The sequence below is a fragment of the Phycisphaeraceae bacterium genome (genome assembly GCA_019636655.1).
GTDB lineage: Bacteria > Planctomycetota > Phycisphaerae > Phycisphaerales > UBA1924 > JAHBXB01.
The window spans coordinates 35,318-53,795 of sequence record JAHBXB010000008.1 but is presented as its reverse complement, the minus strand read 5'-3'; the positions used below and the strand labels follow the sequence as shown (position 1 = coordinate 53,795).

The window sequence follows — 18,478 nt, the reverse complement described above, 5'->3', positions numbered from 1 at the left end:
CGATGGACGCACCAACTCGGCAGATCAGCCTCCAGACGTACCAGACGCTGCTGTACCGCAGGGCGCTGCATCCGGAGTTGTTTGCGTTAAAGGCCCGGCGGTCGGTGCGGCACGGGTTGTACGACCTGGAGATCTGGCTGATGCCGGGGTCGCACCTGCTGCGGCTGACACACAAGGGCTTCTGCGCGTCGGAACTGGTGACGTTCCAGGAGAACAACCTGCCGACGGACGGGGCGGTGACGTCGTTCCCCTGTGCGGGTGAGCGCGACTTTGAGCACCGCTTCGATGCGGAGGGTGTGCGGTACCTGACGAGCGTCCAGACGGAAACCCTGGCGGACAACCTGTACTCCGCGACGTTCGGGGAACTCCTAGAAACGGCCGAGGAGAACGATGCGCTGGTCCACCGGTGGACCGACGCGGACGGTGGGCGGGGGCTGTCGATGGTGGATGTGCAGCGGTACAGCAAGGAAGTGCACGCGCAGTGCTACCACCTGGTGCCCCAGGGGGGGTTTGTGCTGCGGACCCAGACGATCTTTGAGCACCGGTGATTCGCGGCTCCGGCCGGACGGGTCCGCTTCTATACTCGATCCATGACGATGAAGCCGACCATCGCGATTCGAATTCGCGGGCCCCGCTAAGGGCGGACGGCGTCTCGTCTCTGGTTCCCCCAGAATCTCGATACGACCGGCCCATCGGCGGGGCGACCCGAAGCCGTGCGCGCCGTTTGTGATCCTTCTACGATTGTGACCCTGTCAACCCCGACGCCCGGTGCGTCGGTCGCCGGAGACCATCATGCCCTCGTCTGCACCCTCAGGAAACGCCCCGGCCGCCTCGACTCAGGCCGAGGGCGGCGGCAAACCGTCCGACTCCGGCTTCCGGGGGACGCTGAACCTTCCGCAGACCTCGTTTCCCATGAAGGCGAACCTGGTTCAGAATGAGCCCGCCTCGCTGAAGCGGTGGGCCGGGCTGGCGGGAGGGGCGGGGCTGTACGCCGCGTTGCGAAAGGCACGGACCGCAGCGACCAAGTTCTCGTTCCACGACGGTCCGCCGTACGCGAACGGGTCGATCCACATGGGGCACCTGATGAACAAGTGCCTCAAGGACCTGGTGGTCCGCTCACGGACGATGATGAACGGCGGGCAGGACTGCGCGTACGTGCCGGGGTGGGACTGCCACGGCCTGCCGATCGAGCACAAGGTGATGCAGGAGATGATGGGGAAGAAGGGGGGCGGGCTGGACAAACTGCGGGACATGGAGGAGTGGCAGCGGCGGATGATCATCCGGCGCGAGTGCCGGAAGTACGCCGAGAAGTACGTGAAGCTGCAGACGGGTCAGATGCAGCGGCTGCTGACCGTGGCGGACTACGAGCACCCTTACCTGACCATGAGCCCGGCGTACGAGGGGGCCACGCTGGAGGTGCTGGCGGGGCTGCTGGACCAGGGGCTGGTCTACCGCGCCCTCAAGCCGGTGCACTGGTCGATCGCGAACGAGACGGCGCTGGCCGATGCGGAACTGGAGTACTACGACCGGGAGGATCTCTCGGTATACGTGGACTTCGAGGCGCTGGACGCTGCGGCGGTGTATGACGCGTTCGGGCTGCCGAAGCACTCCGACGATGAGGACGATGAAGAGCCCGATGCGGAGGAACCGGCGGAGGGCGGCGCCGGCGGGGCGGGGGCCAGGCTCAGGGGTCGGCACCCGCACCAGCGGCCGTCGTTCATGATCTGGACCACGACGCCGTGGACGCTGCCGGCGAACGTCGGCGTGGCGGTGAACCCGAAGAACACGTACGCGCTGGTGTTTGTCGACGGCAACATCACTGTCCTGGCGCAGGACCTGGTCGAGAAGGTGACGGGGCTCGCCAAGGCGGAGGATGTCGTGGTGCTCGCGACGGCCCTGGGAGAGCGGCTCGTGGGGCTGCGGTACCGCCACCCGTTCGTGGAGAACCCGCCCGCGTGCGGGCTCGGACGGGTGTGCGACGAGAAGAAGCTCTGGTCGATCGTCGGCGCAGAATACGTCACCCTGGAGGACGGCACCGGGCTGGTGCACACCGCGCCGGGCCACGGCGAGGACGACTTCCACACCGGGCTGCGCGAGCACCTGCCGATCTACTGCCCGGTGAAAGGGGACGGCACCTATGACCAATCGGCGCCAGAGTGGCTCCGCGGGGTGAGCGTGTGGGACGCGAACCGGAAGGTGGCGGACTGGCTGCGCGATTCGGGGCACCTGTTCTACGGCCACACGTTCGTCCACTCGTACCCGCACGACTGGCGAGGAAAGACGCCAACGATCTTCCGGTGCACGGAGCAGTGGTTCGTTTCCGTCGACGGCCGGCACGCGGGGTCGCAGGAGCGGCAGCGCCACGGCGAGGGGCGGAACCTCCGAACGATGGCGCTCAACGCCACGAGCGAGAATGGAGAGGTCCGGTTCGTGCCGGACTGGGGCCGCAACCGGATGCGGGGCATGCTGGAGTCCCGACCGGACTGGTGCATCTCCCGCCAGCGGGCGTGGGGGCTGCCGATCCCCGCGTTCGAGACGCCTGAGGGGGGCACGTTCATGACCGCCGCGTCGGTAAGGGCGGTGGCGAAGGTTGTGAGAGAGCAGGGGTCGGATGCGTGGTTCACGCTGACGCCCGAGCAGTTGCTGGCGGGGTATGACCCCAAGAGCGATCCAGAGGCGCACCACCTGGGCGTCTCGCCATCGTTCGCGTCGTGGAAGAAGGGGAAGGACATCCTGGATGTCTGGTTCGAGTCGGGGTCGTCGTGGAACGCGGTGATGCGTGAGCGGAACCTCGGGTATCCGATCGACCTGTACCTGGAGGGGTCGGACCAGCACCGCGGCTGGTTCCAGTTGTCGCTGCTGCCGGCGCTGGGCGTGACGGGGCATGCCCCGTTCAAGACGCTGCTCACCCACGGCTTCATGGTCGACAAGGACGGCAAGAAGATGTCCAAGAGCATCGGCAACACCCTCGAGGTCGAGGATGTGCTGAAGCAGAGCGGGGCGGATGTGTGCCGGTGGTGGGTCGCCTCGCTGTCGTTCGAGAACGACATCAAGGTCGATGCGTCGTTCTTCTCGATCGCGGGCGAGTCGTACCGCAAGGTGCGGAACACGCTGCGCTTCATGCTGAGCAACCTGTACGACTTTACCCCGGCGGCGGAGGGGGTCGCGATCGCCGCCGAGGAGTTCCCTCCGACCAGCCTTGACGCGTGGGTGCTGGGCGAGCTCAACTCGCTGACGAAGATCGTTGCCGAGGCGTACGGGCGGTACGACTTCAAGGCAGTCCACGGGGCGTTGTACGACTTCTGCAACAGCACGCTCTCGGCGACCTACCTGGCGGCGGTGAAGGACCGGCTGTACTGCGACAAGCCGGATTCGGCGCGTCGCCGCCGAACGCAGGCCGCGCTGTGGGCGCTCACCGATGGGCTGTGCCGCCTGCTGGCGCCCGTGCTGGCCCACACGGCGGACGAGGCGTGGCGAGCCTTGTGGAAGACCCCGGAATCCGACACGGAGCGGTGCGTCCACCTCGTTCCATTCGGGGACACGCTGCCGGTGACGGTTGACGCCGGGTGGAGCGAGGTCATGGCGGCGCGGGGGGCTGCGCAGGGCGCTGTGGAACGAGCCAAGGGCCAGTTGGGGGTGGAAAACCCCCTGGACGTCGGTGTCACGCTGCCCGATCCCAAGGGCGTGATCGCGCGGTTCGACCGCGCGGATCTGGCGGACCTGCTCGGGGTCAGCCGCGTGGGCACGGATGGCTCGGCGACCGAGATCAAGGTGCTGGACCTGCGGGCGGAGCCCCGGTGCGAGCGGTCGTGGCGGCGCGACGGCACGGTCCGGGTCCGGCCGGGTCGCAATGGCCTCCCGGAAGCCCCGCTCAGCGATCGAGACGCGGAGGCGGTGGGAATGGGCTGAGCGGGCGGGCCCCCACTCCACCCCGGATTTCGGTGTAGTGCAGCCGCCACAGCCGTTGAGGCCGGCCCGGAAGGTGGCCGCGCGTGGCGTTTTCTCAACACCGGGCTGTAGTCGCGGGGCAACACGGTCGATCCCACGGGGGTGAGCCACGACGACGAAAAGCCAAACCGGCCTAGGAAGAAGCGGCCAGCGATCTCCGGGAAGCCGGTGCTGGTGCGGCAAACCGAGCCCAGCGGTGGTCGGCCGGACGCGGCGGACGCCGTGTTCGCGGCGACGCGCATGACGACGCTGACCCATGAACTGGCCAACCTCCTCGACGGCTCCATGCGTTGCCTGTGGCTGGCCCGCCGGTCGCTGACTGAGGAGGGGCAGTCCTCGAACGAGGTGCCCTCCCCGGTACCGCTGGCGGCGCCGAGCAGCGAGGCGCTCAAGCGTCTCGACGTGGTGTACAAGGCAATGGAGCAGATGGCGGACCTGGTGAAGACATCGATGACCGGCCTGGACGGCAGCCGCGTGGTCGGATCGCGCCGGGGAATGGTCGAAGCGTGGTCGCTCGCGGAGGCGATCGAGCACGCGGTGGAGGTGCTGCGGCCCGTGGGAGCCGAGCACGGGGTGACGATCGAGGCGTCGGTTGAACCGAGACTCGCGGGTCTGAGCGCGGGGACGACCTATGCGGCGCTCTCGGCGACGATCCGGAACGCGATTGAGTCGATCCACCAGGCGGGCCGGCGCGGGGGGATGGTTCGTGTCGAGGGACGCCTGCGGGATGTTCAGAGCGGACGGAACCAGTGGATCGAGATCGACGTGATCGACGACGGGATCGGTCCCCCACCCTTGCCCAAGGGGAGCGAGCACCTCGCGTTTGAGTTCGGGTTCTCGACCAAGCCCGGCGGCCTGGGCGTCGGACTCGCGATGGCCAAGGAGATCCTGGAGCAGAACGACGGGATGATCTCGCTGCGCGGGCGCGACGGCGAGCCGGGGGCGATGGTTTCGATCAGGCTGCCGGTGACGCGGGACATGAAGCGGCAATGACGCGGCGAGCGGAACCAGATCGGGCCAAGATTCTCGTGGTGGACGACGACCCGGTGGCCGGGGAGTCGCTCGCCGAGTTTCTGCAGGCGGAGGGGTACGAGACCGCGACGGCGCTCAACGGCGAGGAGGCGTTGTCGCTGCTCGCGCAGGCAGAGCAGGGCTGGTCGCCCGAGGATGCGCCGGGCCGGGGGGAGAGGGCGCGACCGTTCGGCGTCGTCGTGAGCGACGTGGCGATGCCGGGAATCGATGGGCTGGAGCTCCTGGCGCGGATCGGGAAGCTGCACCCGTCGACGGCGGTGCTGATGCTGACAGGGTACGGGACGATCGAGTCCGCGGTGGAGGCGGTCCGGCGGGGCGCGGTGGACTACCTGACCAAGCCGGTGATCGATGCGGAGCTTCGGATCGCGCTGGAGCGGGCGTTGCGGCAGCAGGCGCTGCTGGCCGAGAACCGGTCGCTCCGCGGGCAGCTCGAACACCGGTACGGTCTGGACAACATCCTGGGCGCCGACCACCGGATGGTGAAGACGTTCGACCTCGTCGAAGCCGTGGCGCCGAGCAAGACGACGGTGCTGATGACGGGGGAGTCGGGCACGGGCAAGAGTCTGATCGCGCACGCGATCCACCACCGGAGCCCTCGCAAGGACAAGGCGTACGTCGAGATCTCGTGCGGCTCGATCCCGGAGACGCTGCTGGAGAGCGAGCTGTTCGGCCACATGAAGGGGGCGTTCACGGGGGCGTTTGCCGACAAGGTCGGGAAGTTCCTCGCGGCGGACGGCGGGACGATTTTTCTCGATGAGATCAATTCGGCGTCGCCGGGGATGCAGCTCAAGCTGCTCCGCGTTCTTCAGGAGCGGCGGTTCGAGCCGGTCGGTTCGAACCGAACGATCGAGGTGGACGTCCGCGTCGTGCTGGCGAGCAACCAGCCCCTGGAGCGGCTCGTGGAGCAGGGGCTGTTCCGGCAGGACCTGTACTACCGCATCAACGTCGTCAAGATCGAACTCCCGCCGCTCAGGGATCGCCTCGCGGACATCCCGCTGCTCGCCGCGCATTTTCTTAGGATGCAGGCCGCGGAACTGGGGAAGCAGATCACCGGGTTTACACCGGAGGCCGTCGAGGCCCTCCGGCGGTACACGTTCCCCGGGAACGTGCGGGAGCTGCAGAACATCGTCGAACGCGGCGCGGTGCTAACGCGATCGCAGACGATCGGTGTCGAGGATCTGCCGGAGCACCTCGTGACTCCGGGCGTTTCTGCGTGGACACCCCCCGCTGCCCACGCCGGATCGGCCGGCGAGACCGAGGCGGGCGATGGCGAGTGGACGCCGATGCCGCTCGAACAGGCGCTTCGGGAGCCGGAGCGACGGATCCTCCTCAGGGCGCTGGCCGCCAACAGTTGGAACCGCCAGAAGACGGCGGAGCAGCTAGAGATCAACCGGACGACGTTGTACAAGAAGATGAAGCTGCTGGGGATCGAGTCGGGGGACCGGCTCGCGGGGTGAGGTGCTGAGTCCTGGAGTCAGCGCCGCTGCATCTGCTTTCGGCCGTCGTGAGCGAGGGCCGAGTATGCACCCTCGGGGCTCAGGCCGAGCCATGGATCCGACCGAGGAGTCAAGAAGAGTTCGTCGTATACCCTGCGGCTGAGATCCTGGACCTGAATGGGTCTCGGTGAAGCGGCGATCCACTCGAGAACTTGGTAACGCAGCATGTAGTTGTTCCGAACGCTGTCCGCGGCGATGAGCCACTCCAGGTTTTTGACCATCACTCGCATCTCGTCGTCCGACGCGGCGGGATTCTGTCGCTTGATCAGCCCGATGCTCCGGTCGTCGAGCGCCGCATCGGACATGTGCAGGCTTGCCACATGGTCGAGCATCGCTATGTTGGCTGGGAGGTCCGGCTGCGTCAACAAGGCCCTGAAGCCGGGTGACAGCGCCCCCAGCAGTGGGGCCTCCACTTCCATCTTGGTCATCGCCACGCGGCCGGCCGCGACGGCATCGGGAAGACGGAGGCCCGCTGGCGCGGCGGGCGGCATGGTTGTCCCGGTCTTTACCTGCCACGCGTGCGAGAGATGATCCCGCTGCTTCTGGGCGTAGGTGCGAGACGGCAGCGGGCCTGATGTAGCCGCGTCGGCGGCGTCCTTCAGGATCCGCGCAAACGCGGCTGGATCGAACAATCCCGGAAGTGCATCGATCACGTTGCCATCGGAGTCAAGGATGAAGTGAGCGCTGTTGCCCGTGACGGTTCGCTTCAGAACCCTGCCGTCTCCAAAGTCGACAGTCAGCATCGGTGCCGGGCGCTCGCTCTCCCAGATTAGAATAAACCGATCGCGCAACAGTGCCGACACGTTCCTGTTTGCATACAGGACGGTGCGGAAGAAACGGCTGTTGGCGCAGGAGTACTCATCGGTCAACCGGCCCAGAAGTCGCAGATAGAGAATCGGCTTGCGTTGCGCCCTCGCCGCGGACTTGGCGCTGTTGAGGTCGGTGTACCAATAGAGACGTGACCACACGGCATCGTGCTGGCCGGCGACAAAATCGATCCATGGAACAAGGCGGTTGTCCGCTGCATGGTCGTACTGCCTGAGGATTGCCTGAAGTCCCTCATCCCCGGCATCGCGGAGGTCGGTGGCGGCCGCAGTAGCAACTGCTGTGTCGCCGGACACCAAACGATCGACGACGACGTCAAGGCTCCTGCGGCCCCCATCCGCAAACGCCACGCTCACCGCACACCACAGAAGAACCATCACCCATCGGCTCATCGGGTCGCTCCTTGCCCTCAATCCCCTGATGGAACGTACCGAGTGCCTTGGTGTACAGCGGTCACGAGTGTGTCACAAGTGTGGGCTGGAACGACGTGATCCAGAACCGCGGAAGCCACTTGACATAGCCCATAGTTCGTTATATGTTTGGGTATGGAGACGAGTGGTTCGGAGTTCAGGGATGGGCTGCTGGCTGGGCGGGTGAGTGGCCGCGGGGCCGGGCTGAATCCGGGGAATCGGTTCGAGACGATCCGGCTTCACGTGCTCGGGGAGCACCTCGACGAGATCGCGATGGAGCAGCCCGGTGGGGTGCAGGTGCGCACACGGGTTTTTCGCGACCGGACAAAGTCGCTGATCAACTCTGTTGACAGCCCGGATCTGCCGATGCGGTGGACGATCAACCCGTACCGCGGCTGCGAGCACGGATGTATCTACTGTTATGCGAGACCGGGACATGAGTACCTCGGGCTCTCGAGCGGGCTTGACTTCGAGACCAAAATCTTCGCGAAGATGGAGGCTGCGGAGATCCTGCGCGATGAACTGGCGAGGCCAGCGTGGAACGGAGAACCGATCTCGATGTCCGGAGTGACGGATCCGTACCAGCCGGTCGAGGCGAGGCTGCGGATTACTCGGGGGTGCGTGGAGGTGATGCGCGAGTGCATGCAGCCGTTCTCGATCGTGACGAAGAACCGGCTTGTGACGCGGGACCTGGACCTTCTTGCGCCGATGGCCGCGGCGCGGGCGGTTTCGGTCGCGGTGTCGATCACGACATTGGATAACCGGCTCGCGTCGAAAATGGAACCGCGGGCGAGCAGCCCGAGGGAGCGGCTCGCGGCAATCCGAGAGTTGACAGGAGCAGGCGTGCCGGTGGCGGTGATGACCGCGCCGATCATCCCGGGACTGAACGACCATGAAGTCCCAGCGATACTTGAGGCCGCGGCGGGCGAGGGGGCGTCGGGAGCCGGGTACGTGCTGCTGAAACTCCCGTACCAGATCAAGGCATTGTTCTTGGACTGGCTCGCCCGGGAGTTTCCGGATCGGGCGGCCAAGGTCGAGAGCCTCATGCGGCAGGCACGGGGCGGCGAGCTGTATTCGGCGAGGTTCTTCGAGCGGCAGAAAGGCGTCGGCGCGCGGGCCGACCAGATCGGGCAGGCATTCCGTGTGTTCAAGAAGCGGTTCGGCCTGGACAAGCCCACGTGGTCGCTCAGGAGCGACGGGTTCCGGCGGCCGCTTCCGCGAGCGGAACGGGGGCAGGGGCGGTTGTTCTGAGGGTTGGTGTATGGGGCGGCCGCGTGGCGTTCATCACCGGGCAGCACGGCAAGCATCGTGTCGATGTTCTTGTTCGATGAGCGTCCGGAGCGACTTCTCCAGCCCAGCCGCCTCGCCTGGCACCTCGCGAATCTTGTTGATCTACTGGTCAGGCCGTAGGGCGGCCAACCAACGGGCAGAAGCTGCAATGTACCTGATTGGTTCAAGGAGTATTCCATCAGATCGACGGCCCGGCTCAACGATACACGGCGGCGGCGATAGGCCCCCTTCCCGGCATCGCCCCCGATGGACGATCCGGCGTGGCGACGGGGACACGGACGCTGCCCCGGTCGATCCCCAGCTATTCTGCCAGCAGTTGGAGCACGGAACAGGGCGGAATCGTGCGGCGCCGCACGGCGAAGCGACGATCGAACGTGATCGGCCCGGAAACGAAAAAACCCGACAATTGCCGGGCTTTTTACGTGATTCTGCAGAGTTTTCCGCAAAGCGGGCGAGGAGGATCGAACTCCCGACATTCAGCTTGGGAAGCTGACGTTCTACCGCTGAACTACGCCCGCGGTTTGAGGGTCAGTATACGTTGGGACGGAGGCGGGGAGCAAGGGCGGGGCGAGGTGACGGGGCCATGCCGAGCGGCGGGGTTCCTGTCGAGAACCGAGCCGTGCCTCAGGCCCGATTGGGGCGGTCGGTCACCTCCCAGAGCAGCCGCGGGGAGGCGGCAGGGTTCCCGGGTTGGTGCGTGAGGAGCATGGCCAAAGCGGTCTGGGCGGATCGGAGCCGGATGTCTTCGCGAGCACCGCTGAAGCGGAACTTTCGAACGTTGGTTTCTGCGGATTCGCCCGCGGCGCCGCACGCGTGAGCGATGAACACGGTGCCAACCGGCTTCGCGTCCGTTCCCCCATTGGGGCCGGCCACACCGGTGATCGCGAGGCAGTGGCCGACTCGGGCGCCTGTGGGGAGGCCTGCCGCGTGAAGGCTGCGGAGACCACCCTGGGCCATTGCCCGGGCCACCTGGCTGCTGACGGCGCCATGGGTAGCTACGAGTTCGGCGGGGACTCCGAGATGAGCGATCTTCAACTCGTTCGAGTACGTGATCCAGCCTCCGACGAAGACCGAGGATGATCCCGGGACTCGCGTGATCAGGCTGCCGAGCATGCCCCCCGTGCACGACTCGGCGACGACGAGGCACTCTCTTCGGGCGGCGAGGGCGTGGACTACCGCCGACTCCAGGGTGGACTCGCCCGATCCAAAGACGTGCGGCGCGAGCGTGGCCCTGATGCGGGACTCGATCGTGTCGAGCGCCGCCTGTGCCGCCGCGGGCTCGTCCGTGCCGGCGTATCGGCAGCGGATCGTGAGAACCGAGCCAGAGACGGTTATCCCCACGAGCGGGTTCGTTCCGCGTGCGAGGAGGTCGCCGAGCCGGGCCGCGGCGTCGCCCTCGCCGATGCCGACTGCGTGGAGGAATCTCGCCCGGACGTTCCAGCCCGCGGGGAGGCGGATTCTCGGGATGACGTCGCGCTCGACGATCGGCTTCATTTCGCCGGGCGGTCCGGGAACGCAGAAGATGTCGGCCCCGGAATCCGGGGCGAGCCCGGGGAGCCTGGCGTAGAGCGCGGGGGCGGTCCCGTGCTCGTTGTCGAGGCACTGGGCGGACCGGGGCCGGGTGGCCTGACGCCTCTGGATCTCGGGCAGCTCCCGGCGGCGGGCGCGGAAGCGGGCTTCCAGTTGCTCGAGGGCCCGTAAATCGGTGACCAGGTCTTCCCGGAGAGCATCGGCGAGCGCGTCGCGGGTCACGTCATCCGGGGTCGGCCCGAGGCCGCCGGTGACGACCACCGTTCCGACATGTTCGGCCAGCCGCAGGATGGTGGCGGCCAAGCCCACGCGATCGTCGCCGAGCGTGATGTGCTCGATGACCTCGACACCAGCGGCCCAGAGGCGGTCGGCAATCCACATGGAGTTGGTGTTCAGGGCCTGGCCGAGCGCGAGTTCATCGCCTGTGGTGATGACCGCGGCAAGGGTTTGGCGGTTCGGGTGGCTCATCCGGTGGGCCCGCCGGGGTCGAATCCGGCCGTGTGGGCGAGGGCTGAGTCTACGGAGCCAGTGATCCGACGTCGCCGTCGCCGCTCTGGCCGGCTTCACGGGACTGGAACTCCGGGGGCGCCGAGATCCGATACAGTGACGGGGCTTTCGGAGGCTGCCATGCGGGTGTACGTCGATAACCAAGAGATTGCAATCGAGCGGCCGACTCTCGCGGCGGCTGTCGGCGCGGCCTGCCTGGCGGCGCAGTCTCGCAGCCGTGTCGTGGTCGAGGCGATGCTCGATGGCGAGGCGATGGCCACCGACCTGCTGGACCATCCGACGGAGGACGAGCGGCCGGACGCCGAGGTGCGGTTTGTGACGGCCGAGCCGCGGAGCCTTGTGGCGGTCACCCTGGCCGATGCGGCCGAGGTGCTGGCCAGCGCGAGGGCGGAACAGCAGGCGGCGGCGCGGGCGGTGCAGGCGGGCGAGGTTGAGGCGGGGCTGAGGCATCTGGCCAGCGCGCTGGCGGTGTGGGACCAGGTTCGGACGGTGGTGGACCAGGGGGCGGCTCTGCTCGGGCTGGACCTTGCCACGCTCAAGGCCGGACCGACGGCGGACGGGTCGTCGGTATCCGATGCGGCAGCGGGGCTTGCGGTGCAACTGGCGGAGGTGAAGCGGTCGATCGAGGCGAAGGACTGGAGCGGGCTCGCGGATGTGCTGGAGTACGAGCTGGACGGTCAGGCGGGCGTGTGGGGCGAGGTGCTGACCGGGATGGCCCGGGTGATACGGCCGGGCTAGCCTCGGCGCGTCGGATCGTCAGCCGCGGTCTTCGCGGAGAGAAGGGGACTCGTGCCGCCATCAGGTCGAGACAAGGAGTCGACGAAGCTCGATCAACTCATGGATCGGGCGAGCCGTCATCTGGTCGCCGGCCGCTACTTTGATGCGGAGCAGGAGTGCGCCGAGGCGCTGGCGAAGGCGCTAGCGGCGGCGGATTACGAGCGGATGGCGCGGATCCTGCTTCCCTTGCAGGAGGCCCGGCGCCAGAAGCGTGATCTGGCGTTTGACGCCGCGGAGGTCTATGTCGTTGACGGGGCGCTCCCTTCGTCGCAGCAGCTCAAGCCCGGGTGCTATCTGGTCAGCCCACCGCGGGTCGGGGTTGACGGGCGGATGCTCCGCGAAGAGGCCGACCGGAGGCAGGTGCCGGTGATCATCACCGTTCGGGAGCCGACGACGCGCGACGGGCTCTGGCCGATCGTCACGGTTGGCCCGGTGACGGTGCGAACGCGGGTCCGCCCGCCGCAGTCACCGGCGGCGAAGGTCTCGAAGGCTTCACGCGGCAAGACGGCCGCCGCAGGGCGAGACACCCTCCCTGATCGAACCTGGTTCCTTGCCGCGAACGAGTCGCTCGGGGACTTCGCGATCGCCGAGGTGGGACGGACGGCTCCCGCGGAATCGCGCGTCCAGGCGCTGTACGACCGCCTCGGGGCGCTGCCGGATCACGAGAAGCTGCACCAGACCCTGGCCGAGGCATGCCGGGAGGCGGCTCGCGCGCGGAATGAACAAGGCGCGGGCCGGGTCCGCCAGGCGGGCCCCGACGAGGACGAGGAAGGGGACTGAGGGCAGGCTTGGTCGCGATCAGACGTGGGACGCGGCGACGGCGAGGCCCTTCTCGATCCGGGCAAAGACGCGGGGCCAGTCGGCCTCCTTCATCACACCCAGCGGAGGGAGCAGCCGGATGTGGTATGGGCCGTGACCGCAGTAGAACGCGATCACGCCCTCGTTGTACAGGTGCGTGCACGCCTTGATGACGCGCTCCTTAGCGCCGCCGAAGGGCGTGAACCGCATCATGCCGCCGTTACCGCCGACGATGTCAGTGATCTGGTACGGCGCCACAGCGGGCGGGAACCACTCCGGCCGTCTTGAGGCCAGCGAGCGGACCTGGGAAGCAAACGCCGCGAAGTGCTTCGCGTTGGATCCTTCGGCGCCGTAGTACCCGCCCCCTTCGAGCCGCTCGAGGACGTGGGCGCCGACGCTGAACGCGACGGCCGAGCTGGTGAACGTTCCGGAGATCAGCCCGGGACCGGGGTTGTACTCCTGCGTCCAGAGCGTCGCGCAGGCCTGCGTCATCTTGCCGACGGTCAGGACGTCCACCAGCTCGCCCAGGCCGAGCCGGTCGTACGCGAACATCGACTCGGTCCGGCCGAAGGTCTGGATCTCGTCGTCCCAGACGGCGATGCCGTGCTTGCGGCAGACTTCCATCAGCGCGACGAAGAACTCGCGCGGGGCGGCGTTGAATCCGCCCTCGCCCTGCACCAGTTCGAAGATGAACGCGGCGTGCTGCCGGGGATAGCGCTCGATGTACTGCTCGAGGTGCGAGACGCACATCTTCGTGAACTCGGCCTCGCCCATCCGGCGCGCGGCGGCGGCGTCCCAGAAGGGCATGTAGTCCACCTGTGTCGAGAGTGGGATACCGACCCGGTACGCCGCGGTATCACCGATCTGCGTCATCGTGACCGACCGGCCCATGAAGCAGTCGCGGAAGGCGATCACGCGGCTGGCCGGCTGGTTCTTCTGGTAGCAGACCTTGATGGCGTTCTCGTTGGCCATGCAGCCGGAGGTCGTGGCGAACCCGTAGCGGAGGCGGCTGCTGCGTTTGGCCAGCCTCACGAGGGACTGCATGAACCGGTACTGCGACCAGTCGCTCTGCAGGTTGCCGTTCTGCACAGTGTCGCTCAGGGCGCCCTCGAGCGCTGCGCGAGTGAGGCCGTCGTCGCCGTGGCCGAAGAAGTGGACTCCGATGCCCGAGATCATGTCCCACTTGACCGATCCGTCCATCAGTTCCACGAGCGCGCCGTTGCCGGCGCCGGAGCCGAGGTAGGGGTAGTACAGGGGCCGGCCGCGGAGTTCGGTGACCTCCTTGAGCAGCGCCTCGTATGTCTGGGCCAGCGCCGGATTGGCCGGCCGGACGTCGGTGATCGCCGCGGAGCGGGACCGGATGTCGGAAGCGATCTGGTCGATAGCCTTCGTCACCGCGGGGCTCGATCGGATCTGATCACCGATCGTGGCGGCGGGGTGCGGCGGTGCGGCGGGTGCGGGCTTGGTGGTGGCTGGTGTCATGCAATGTGGTCCTGGTGCGCTGGGTGAGGCCTAGCGGATTGTTCGCGTCCCGAGGGGGTAGTTCCTGTCTATCGGCCGAATCGTCCGGCGTCCACCGGCTCGGGCTGGAGCCTGAGCATCAGCAACGCGAGGGCCTGGCAGCGCGTGGTCAGCGAATCGATCTCGATCCACTCCTCCGGGGTGTGAAGGCCGCCGCCGCGGACGCCGACGGTATCGATGCAGGCGAGCCCGGCTGACTGCATGACGTTCCCGTCGCAGACGCCGGCGGTTCTGGCAAAGGGCACCTCGATCGGGCCGCCCGGGAGGTCCAGGTTGATGGCGCGATAGGCCTCGGCCAGCCGCATGACCGCCTCGCCGGCGGGCTTGGCGGCGCGGATGAACGAGGTCTTGACCGTGATGCGTGGGAGGGCGCCCGCGGAGCCGGAGTGTTGCTCGGCGATCTCCGTGAGGCTGCTGGACAGATCGTCGGCGGCGGTCTGATCCGTGAACCGGACGTTGCCCCACGCGCACGCGAGGTCCGGCACGACATTGGTCGCCGAGGAGCCGCGGAGCGGGCCGACGCTCGCGATCCGCCCGGCCGCGGGATTGGAGATGTGATCGATGTCCACGATGCAGCGGGCCAGGGCCATCACGGCGGAGATGCCGGATGCGAAGTCGCGGCCGACGTGGGCGGACTTGCCGTGGACCTCGAGCATGAACTGGCCGGCCCCCGATCGCTCGACGACGAGGCCTCCGTCGGCGGTCGCCGGCTCCAGCGCGAGTCCAACGCCTGCCGCGCCTCCAGCCCCCCCACTCGCGACGCGCGCCGACTCGGCGCGGATCGCCCGCTCACTGTGGTAGGACCCCGTTTCCTCATCGGAGTTCAGCAAAAAGGTCCAGGGGAGCCGCAGTCCGGCCGATTCGAGGGCTTCGAGTGCATGGACCGCAATGACCAGCCCGCCCTTCATGTCGACCACACCGGGCCCGGTCGCCGTCTTCCCATCGGCCGAGATCGTGAGTTCGCGGAACGATGAGGCCGGGTCGTGCACCGTGTCCAGGTGTCCGGCGAGCAGCACCTCCCGACCGGCGATCCCGGCGTGACGGCGGCACACCGCCGTCGGGGGGGCGGGCGACGACGTGCCGGCGCCATACAGCCACTCTGGGCGCGGGTCGCCCGGGATGGACTCTGCGTCGGCCCCGAGCGCGGCCAGCCTGGACGTCAGCACCGACCGGGTCTGGTCGAGGCCCGGCGCGTGGTTCTGGCCGGTGGGAATCGCCACCAGCAGGCGGAGATCTTCCACCATCGCCGCGTGCCGCGACGCGATCAGCCGGCAGAGGGACTCTTCAGCGGAACTCAGTGGCATCGCAGGAACCGGTCCTTGTCTCGGGCGACTGCACGGAAACCCGCGGCGGGCGGCTCAGTTGATGCGGGCGAGCTTCTTGATCTCCTTCGAGCCGCTCCACAGCAGTTCGTTGGACTCGATGTTCCACAGTTGCAGACCGACCCGGTACTGCGCGACGATCTGCTTGCCGTCCAGCGACTTCTGCTTGTCGTCGGTGACGCGGCCGAGCAGGATGAGGTCGGCGCCGGTCTCGGCCCGCATCTGCTTGCGGGTCTCGGGGGTGTTCCAATCCTGACCCTGTTGCCGCTCCTCGCGGATGTCGGGGCGGTCCTCCTTCGAGGCGACGAACCGTACGCGCTCGGAGTTCAGCAGTTCTCGCTGCCACTCTTCGGTGAAGTTGGCGGTGACGATGTAGTCCTGCGTGTCGTTCTTGATCGGGCCGATCACGACGATCGGCTTGGCGCCGCCGTGTGAGCCCATCCAGTTGTCGATCCACTTGCGGAAGAGTGCGTCGTCCACGGTCGCCTTGTACACCTCGCGGGCGTCGTCGGCGTTGAACCGGTAGTCGAGGTCGACGACGTTCTCCGGGTCGGTCCTCGTCACCGTCATGTTCTTCGAGCACCCGCCGAGCCAGGCGAGCGAGAGGGTCACGGCCAGTCCTGCCACGATCACGCACCTTGTCATCGCCGTCTCCTGGACGCCCCTGGGGGCCTGTACCTGTACCGCTTCGGTCCTACCGCCAGTACTGCTCAATGACGGTATGCAACCCCGCCCCGTTCTCGCCGGGCGCGTACGACCCCGGCCCGATGATCCGCCACGGCGAGGCATAGAGCAGTCCACCGCTCGCGGCAAGGTATTCGATCCGCACCCGCTGCACGCCTTCGTGCATCGCAAGCAGGCCGACGTGGGCCTTGCCGGGGAGCAGTTCCCAGCATCTCAGGTCCGCCCGCTCGGTCACCGTCACGAACGCCAGACCGCCGAGGATCGCCGCTGCGGTCGTCCAGCCCCCCTTCTGGCCGTTCTGGGTGACTGCCTGGGACGCCGCGAACGCCGCCGCGGCCTTGGCCGTGGAGCGGATGAAGGCTCGGGCGTAGATGATCGGCTGCTGTCGCCGGTCGTTCTCGACGGCGACGAGGCCCATGTCCTCGACGAGGGCCAGCGGCGCCGAGCGGGCCTGCGGCCCGGGCTCCCCTTCAGCCTGGTCGGAGGGTTCGATGACCACCCTGGCGGACGCCACCTCGCTCGACCCGGGGACAACGACGGGGATTTCGAAGTAGACCGGCCATGTGTAAATCGGGATTGGTCCGAAACTCTCGGCCCGCTTGGTGGGCCCCTGTCCGGAGAAGGCCACCACGAGCATGTCGCGCGGCGTCGGGCGCCGGTAGCCGAGGCCGTCAAAGTCTGCCGCGTTTACCGGCCCGTACACTGGCCCCTGGACCGTGATCGACTCCTGCAGGCGCCGGGCGGCCACTTCCTGGTTCGCGGGATCGCCGTCGGCCATGAAGGTGACGGCGGTCAGGTAGGCGCCGAGGGTCGATTCCACAAACTCGCCGACGGGTGCACCCGACGACTCTCGTTCGCTCACGGCGGAGGCCCCGCCCTCGGAGACGACCGCCTTGCGGAACACAAGGTACCTGTCGCGAAGGCGGTTGGCCTTCGACGCGGCCCGGCGGGCTTCGACGCTTGCGCCGCCGTTGATCACGCCGAGTTCCAGTTGGGCGGCCAGTTTGAAGACGTTGACGTAGATTGCCTCGTAGGGGTCCCCGATGTACTCCGTGACGGTGTCGTTGATGACCCACTGCCCGATGAAGTCGCCGGCATTGGGCTCGGTGTGCGCCTCCATGAACGCCTCGGCCTTCTCCCACTGGTTGATGGCCAGGCGAGGGTCGCCCACCGCCAGCGCCGCCGAGCCGCGGTCGAGCCAAAGCAGCAGTTCGTTGTTGGGCTCGTAGAGTTTCTCGACCTTGGGCTCCTCGAGCATCCGCAGCGCCTGCCCCCATTGGCCGTTGGCCCCCAATGCCCGGAGCGAGGTGCGTTGTTCCTGAAACGCGCAGCCGGTGAGCAGGAGCAGTGACAGCGCGACAACGGGAAGCAGCCGCCACGGCGTGCGGGTTGCGACGGGGACGGCGGGATGGCTGGGTGCGTCGTGGGGGCTCATCGGGACGTGGGACGAACTCCGGGGCGTGCGGGGAAGCGTATCGTGCACGATGCCCAACGATTCATCCTCCCGCCCGGCCCCCGATTCATCCCTGACTGTCGCCGCGTTCCAGTCCCTGATCCGGGAGCGGTACTTCGCGACCGACTCGGCGCGGGGCGCCTCGGGGACGTTCCTGCTGTTCATGGAAGAGGTGGGAGAGCTAGCGACCGCGCTGCACGACAATCGGGCGGGAAAGACCAAGCCGATCACCCGGGAGCAGCGTGAGAACCTGGAGGAAGAGTTCGCGGATGTGCTCGCGTGGCTGGCGACGCTGGCCAACATCATGGGCGTCGACCTGACGGCGGCGCTAACGAAGTACACGGATGCGGGACGGGTCGAGGGTGTGAAGGACTGAGCGAGGGCTCTGACGCGCTCTCGGGCCTGGCCACGCCTGCGCGCTGGCTGTGTGGTGCCTTGATGCCGGTGAAATTGTGCACTAGCGTTTGCTAACAAGTGAGAGCCTTCAAGGAGGCCCTTGTCATGCACACAACGCCACGAACGTCCGGCCGCCCCATCGTCCATGTGCTTCGGTGGTTGGCTCGGATCGGCAGTCTCGCCAGCATCGGGATGCTTGCCGCGTTCGCATTTGGCGGCGGGGAGCCGGGGGTTCCGACGCTTCGGGAGTTGGGGATGATCGCGCTGTTTCCCGTCGGCGTTTCGCTTGGGATGATCCTGGGCTGGTGGCGTGAACTCTGGGGCGGCGTGCTCACGGTCCTGTCTCTGGCCGCGTTCTACGCGCTGAGCTTCGGGCTGACCGGAAGGCCGCCCGGCGGGCCGTACTTTGTGATCTTTGCGTTGCCGGGCGTGCTCTTCCTTGCATGCGGGCTTCTGGCGCGGGGCAGGCGTGCGGGCTGATTTTGCTCG

At 67.5% G+C, this 18,478-nt stretch carries 15 protein-coding genes and 1 tRNA gene; 9 read left to right on the top strand and 7 right to left on the bottom strand.

Features of this window, described 5'->3' with window-relative positions; genetic code table 11:
* Positions 1-2 precede the first annotated feature (2 nt).
* From KF745_15390 to KF745_15375, 4 genes are all read left to right on the top strand, one after another.
* The gene (locus KF745_15390) at positions 3-548 is read left to right on the top strand and encodes a DUF2617 family protein (GenBank protein ID MBX3359798.1); all 546 of its coding nucleotides are present in this window, start codon (positions 3-5) and stop codon (positions 546-548) included.
* A 244-nt stretch (positions 549-792) separates the two neighbouring features.
* Positions 793-3,909, top strand: coding sequence for an isoleucine--tRNA ligase (ileS, locus tag KF745_15385; GenBank protein ID MBX3359797.1), 3,117 nt, complete (start codon positions 793-795; stop codon positions 3,907-3,909).
* 141 nt (positions 3,910-4,050) lie between these two features.
* Entirely contained in the window at positions 4,051-4,941 is an 891-nt protein-coding gene (locus KF745_15380; GenBank protein MBX3359796.1) for a hypothetical protein, read from the top strand.
* Positions 4,938-6,437, top strand: a complete 1,500-nt coding sequence (locus KF745_15375) for a sigma-54-dependent Fis family transcriptional regulator (protein ID MBX3359795.1) — start codon at positions 4,938-4,940, stop codon at positions 6,435-6,437. The genes KF745_15380 and KF745_15375 overlap by 4 nt, the downstream gene beginning before the upstream one ends.
* A 17-nt stretch (positions 6,438-6,454) precedes the next feature.
* Here KF745_15375 and KF745_15370 read toward each other — a convergent pair whose 3' ends face one another.
* On the bottom strand, positions 6,455-7,693 hold the full coding sequence (locus tag KF745_15370) for a thioredoxin family protein (protein MBX3359794.1): 1,239 nt from the start codon (positions 7,691-7,693) through the stop codon (positions 6,455-6,457).
* A 153-nt stretch (positions 7,694-7,846) separates the two neighbouring features.
* Between KF745_15370 and KF745_15365 the strand changes: the two genes are divergently transcribed.
* Positions 7,847-8,962 carry a PA0069 family radical SAM protein gene (locus KF745_15365; protein MBX3359793.1) on the top strand — a complete coding sequence of 372 codons (1,116 nt, stop codon included), beginning with the start codon at positions 7,847-7,849 and terminating at the stop codon, positions 8,960-8,962.
* Between the two features lie 485 nt (positions 8,963-9,447).
* Here the strand turns inward: KF745_15365 and KF745_15360 are convergent.
* Positions 9,448-9,519, bottom strand: a tRNA-Gly gene (locus KF745_15360).
* A 106-nt stretch (positions 9,520-9,625) separates the two neighbouring features.
* Positions 9,626-10,999, bottom strand: a complete 1,374-nt coding sequence (locus KF745_15355; protein MBX3359792.1) for a CinA family nicotinamide mononucleotide deamidase-related protein — start codon at positions 10,997-10,999, stop codon at positions 9,626-9,628.
* 159 nt (positions 11,000-11,158) lie between these two features.
* On the opposite strand from KF745_15355, the gene KF745_15350 reads away from it, so the two are divergent.
* A complete protein-coding gene (locus tag KF745_15350) occupies positions 11,159-11,776 on the top strand; it encodes a hypothetical protein (protein MBX3359791.1) in 618 nt (205 codons plus the stop codon).
* A 51-nt stretch (positions 11,777-11,827) separates the two neighbouring features.
* A complete protein-coding gene (locus KF745_15345; protein MBX3359790.1) occupies positions 11,828-12,595 on the top strand; it encodes a hypothetical protein in 768 nt (255 codons plus the stop codon).
* Between the two features lie 18 nt (positions 12,596-12,613).
* Here KF745_15345 and KF745_15340 read toward each other — a convergent pair whose 3' ends face one another.
* The 4 genes from KF745_15340 to KF745_15325 form a co-directional block, all read right to left on the bottom strand.
* Positions 12,614-14,095, bottom strand: a complete 1,482-nt coding sequence (locus KF745_15340) for an aminotransferase class III-fold pyridoxal phosphate-dependent enzyme (GenBank protein MBX3359789.1) — start codon at positions 14,093-14,095, stop codon at positions 12,614-12,616.
* A gap of 68 nt (positions 14,096-14,163) precedes the next feature.
* Entirely contained in the window at positions 14,164-15,438 is a 1,275-nt protein-coding gene (locus tag KF745_15335) for a M20/M25/M40 family metallo-hydrolase (protein MBX3359788.1), read from the bottom strand.
* Between the two features lie 54 nt (positions 15,439-15,492).
* Positions 15,493-16,101, bottom strand: coding sequence for a hypothetical protein (locus KF745_15330; protein MBX3359787.1), 609 nt, complete (start codon positions 16,099-16,101; stop codon positions 15,493-15,495).
* Positions 16,102-16,150: 49 nt separating this feature from the next.
* Positions 16,151-17,575, bottom strand: a complete 1,425-nt coding sequence (locus KF745_15325) for a hypothetical protein (protein MBX3359786.1) — start codon at positions 17,573-17,575, stop codon at positions 16,151-16,153.
* A gap of 49 nt (positions 17,576-17,624) precedes the next feature.
* Between KF745_15325 and KF745_15320 the strand changes: the two genes are divergently transcribed.
* Together KF745_15320 and KF745_15315 are read left to right on the top strand one after the other, a co-directional pair.
* Positions 17,625-17,969 carry a hypothetical protein gene (locus tag KF745_15320; protein MBX3359785.1) on the top strand — a complete coding sequence of 115 codons (345 nt, stop codon included), beginning with the start codon at positions 17,625-17,627 and terminating at the stop codon, positions 17,967-17,969.
* Positions 17,970-18,094: 125 nt separating this feature from the next.
* On the top strand, positions 18,095-18,469 hold the full coding sequence (locus KF745_15315; protein ID MBX3359784.1) for a hypothetical protein: 375 nt from the start codon (positions 18,095-18,097) through the stop codon (positions 18,467-18,469).
* Positions 18,470-18,478 lie beyond the last annotated feature (9 nt).

What these genes read in the sequence shown, in the direction of transcription:
- KF745_15350 (MBX3359791.1), top strand. Translation starts at nt 11,159, where the DNA reads ATGCGGGTGTACGTCGATAACCAAGAGATTGCAATCGAGCGGCCGACT.
- KF745_15320 (MBX3359785.1), top strand. Translation starts at nt 17,625, where the DNA reads ATGCCCAACGATTCATCCTCCCGCCCGGCCCCCGATTCATCCCTGACT.
- KF745_15365 (MBX3359793.1), top strand. Translation starts at nt 7,847, where the DNA reads ATGGAGACGAGTGGTTCGGAGTTCAGGGATGGGCTGCTGGCTGGGCGG.
- KF745_15330 (MBX3359787.1), bottom strand. Translation starts at nt 16,101, where the DNA reads ATGACAAGGTGCGTGATCGTGGCAGGACTGGCCGTGACCCTCTCGCTC.
- KF745_15325 (MBX3359786.1), bottom strand. Translation starts at nt 17,575, where the DNA reads ATGAGCCCCCACGACGCACCCAGCCATCCCGCCGTCCCCGTCGCAACC.
- KF745_15390 (MBX3359798.1), top strand. Translation starts at nt 3, where the DNA reads ATGGACGCACCAACTCGGCAGATCAGCCTCCAGACGTACCAGACGCTG.
- KF745_15375 (MBX3359795.1), top strand. Translation starts at nt 4,938, where the DNA reads ATGACGCGGCGAGCGGAACCAGATCGGGCCAAGATTCTCGTGGTGGAC.
- KF745_15340 (MBX3359789.1), bottom strand. Translation starts at nt 14,095, where the DNA reads ATGACACCAGCCACCACCAAGCCCGCACCCGCCGCACCGCCGCACCCC.
- KF745_15355 (MBX3359792.1), bottom strand. Translation starts at nt 10,999, where the DNA reads ATGAGCCACCCGAACCGCCAAACCCTTGCCGCGGTCATCACCACAGGC.
- ileS (MBX3359797.1), top strand. Translation starts at nt 793, where the DNA reads ATGCCCTCGTCTGCACCCTCAGGAAACGCCCCGGCCGCCTCGACTCAG.
- KF745_15315 (MBX3359784.1), top strand. Translation starts at nt 18,095, where the DNA reads ATGCACACAACGCCACGAACGTCCGGCCGCCCCATCGTCCATGTGCTT.
- KF745_15335 (MBX3359788.1), bottom strand. Translation starts at nt 15,438, where the DNA reads ATGCCACTGAGTTCCGCTGAAGAGTCCCTCTGCCGGCTGATCGCGTCG.
- KF745_15370 (MBX3359794.1), bottom strand. Translation starts at nt 7,693, where the DNA reads ATGAGCCGATGGGTGATGGTTCTTCTGTGGTGTGCGGTGAGCGTGGCG.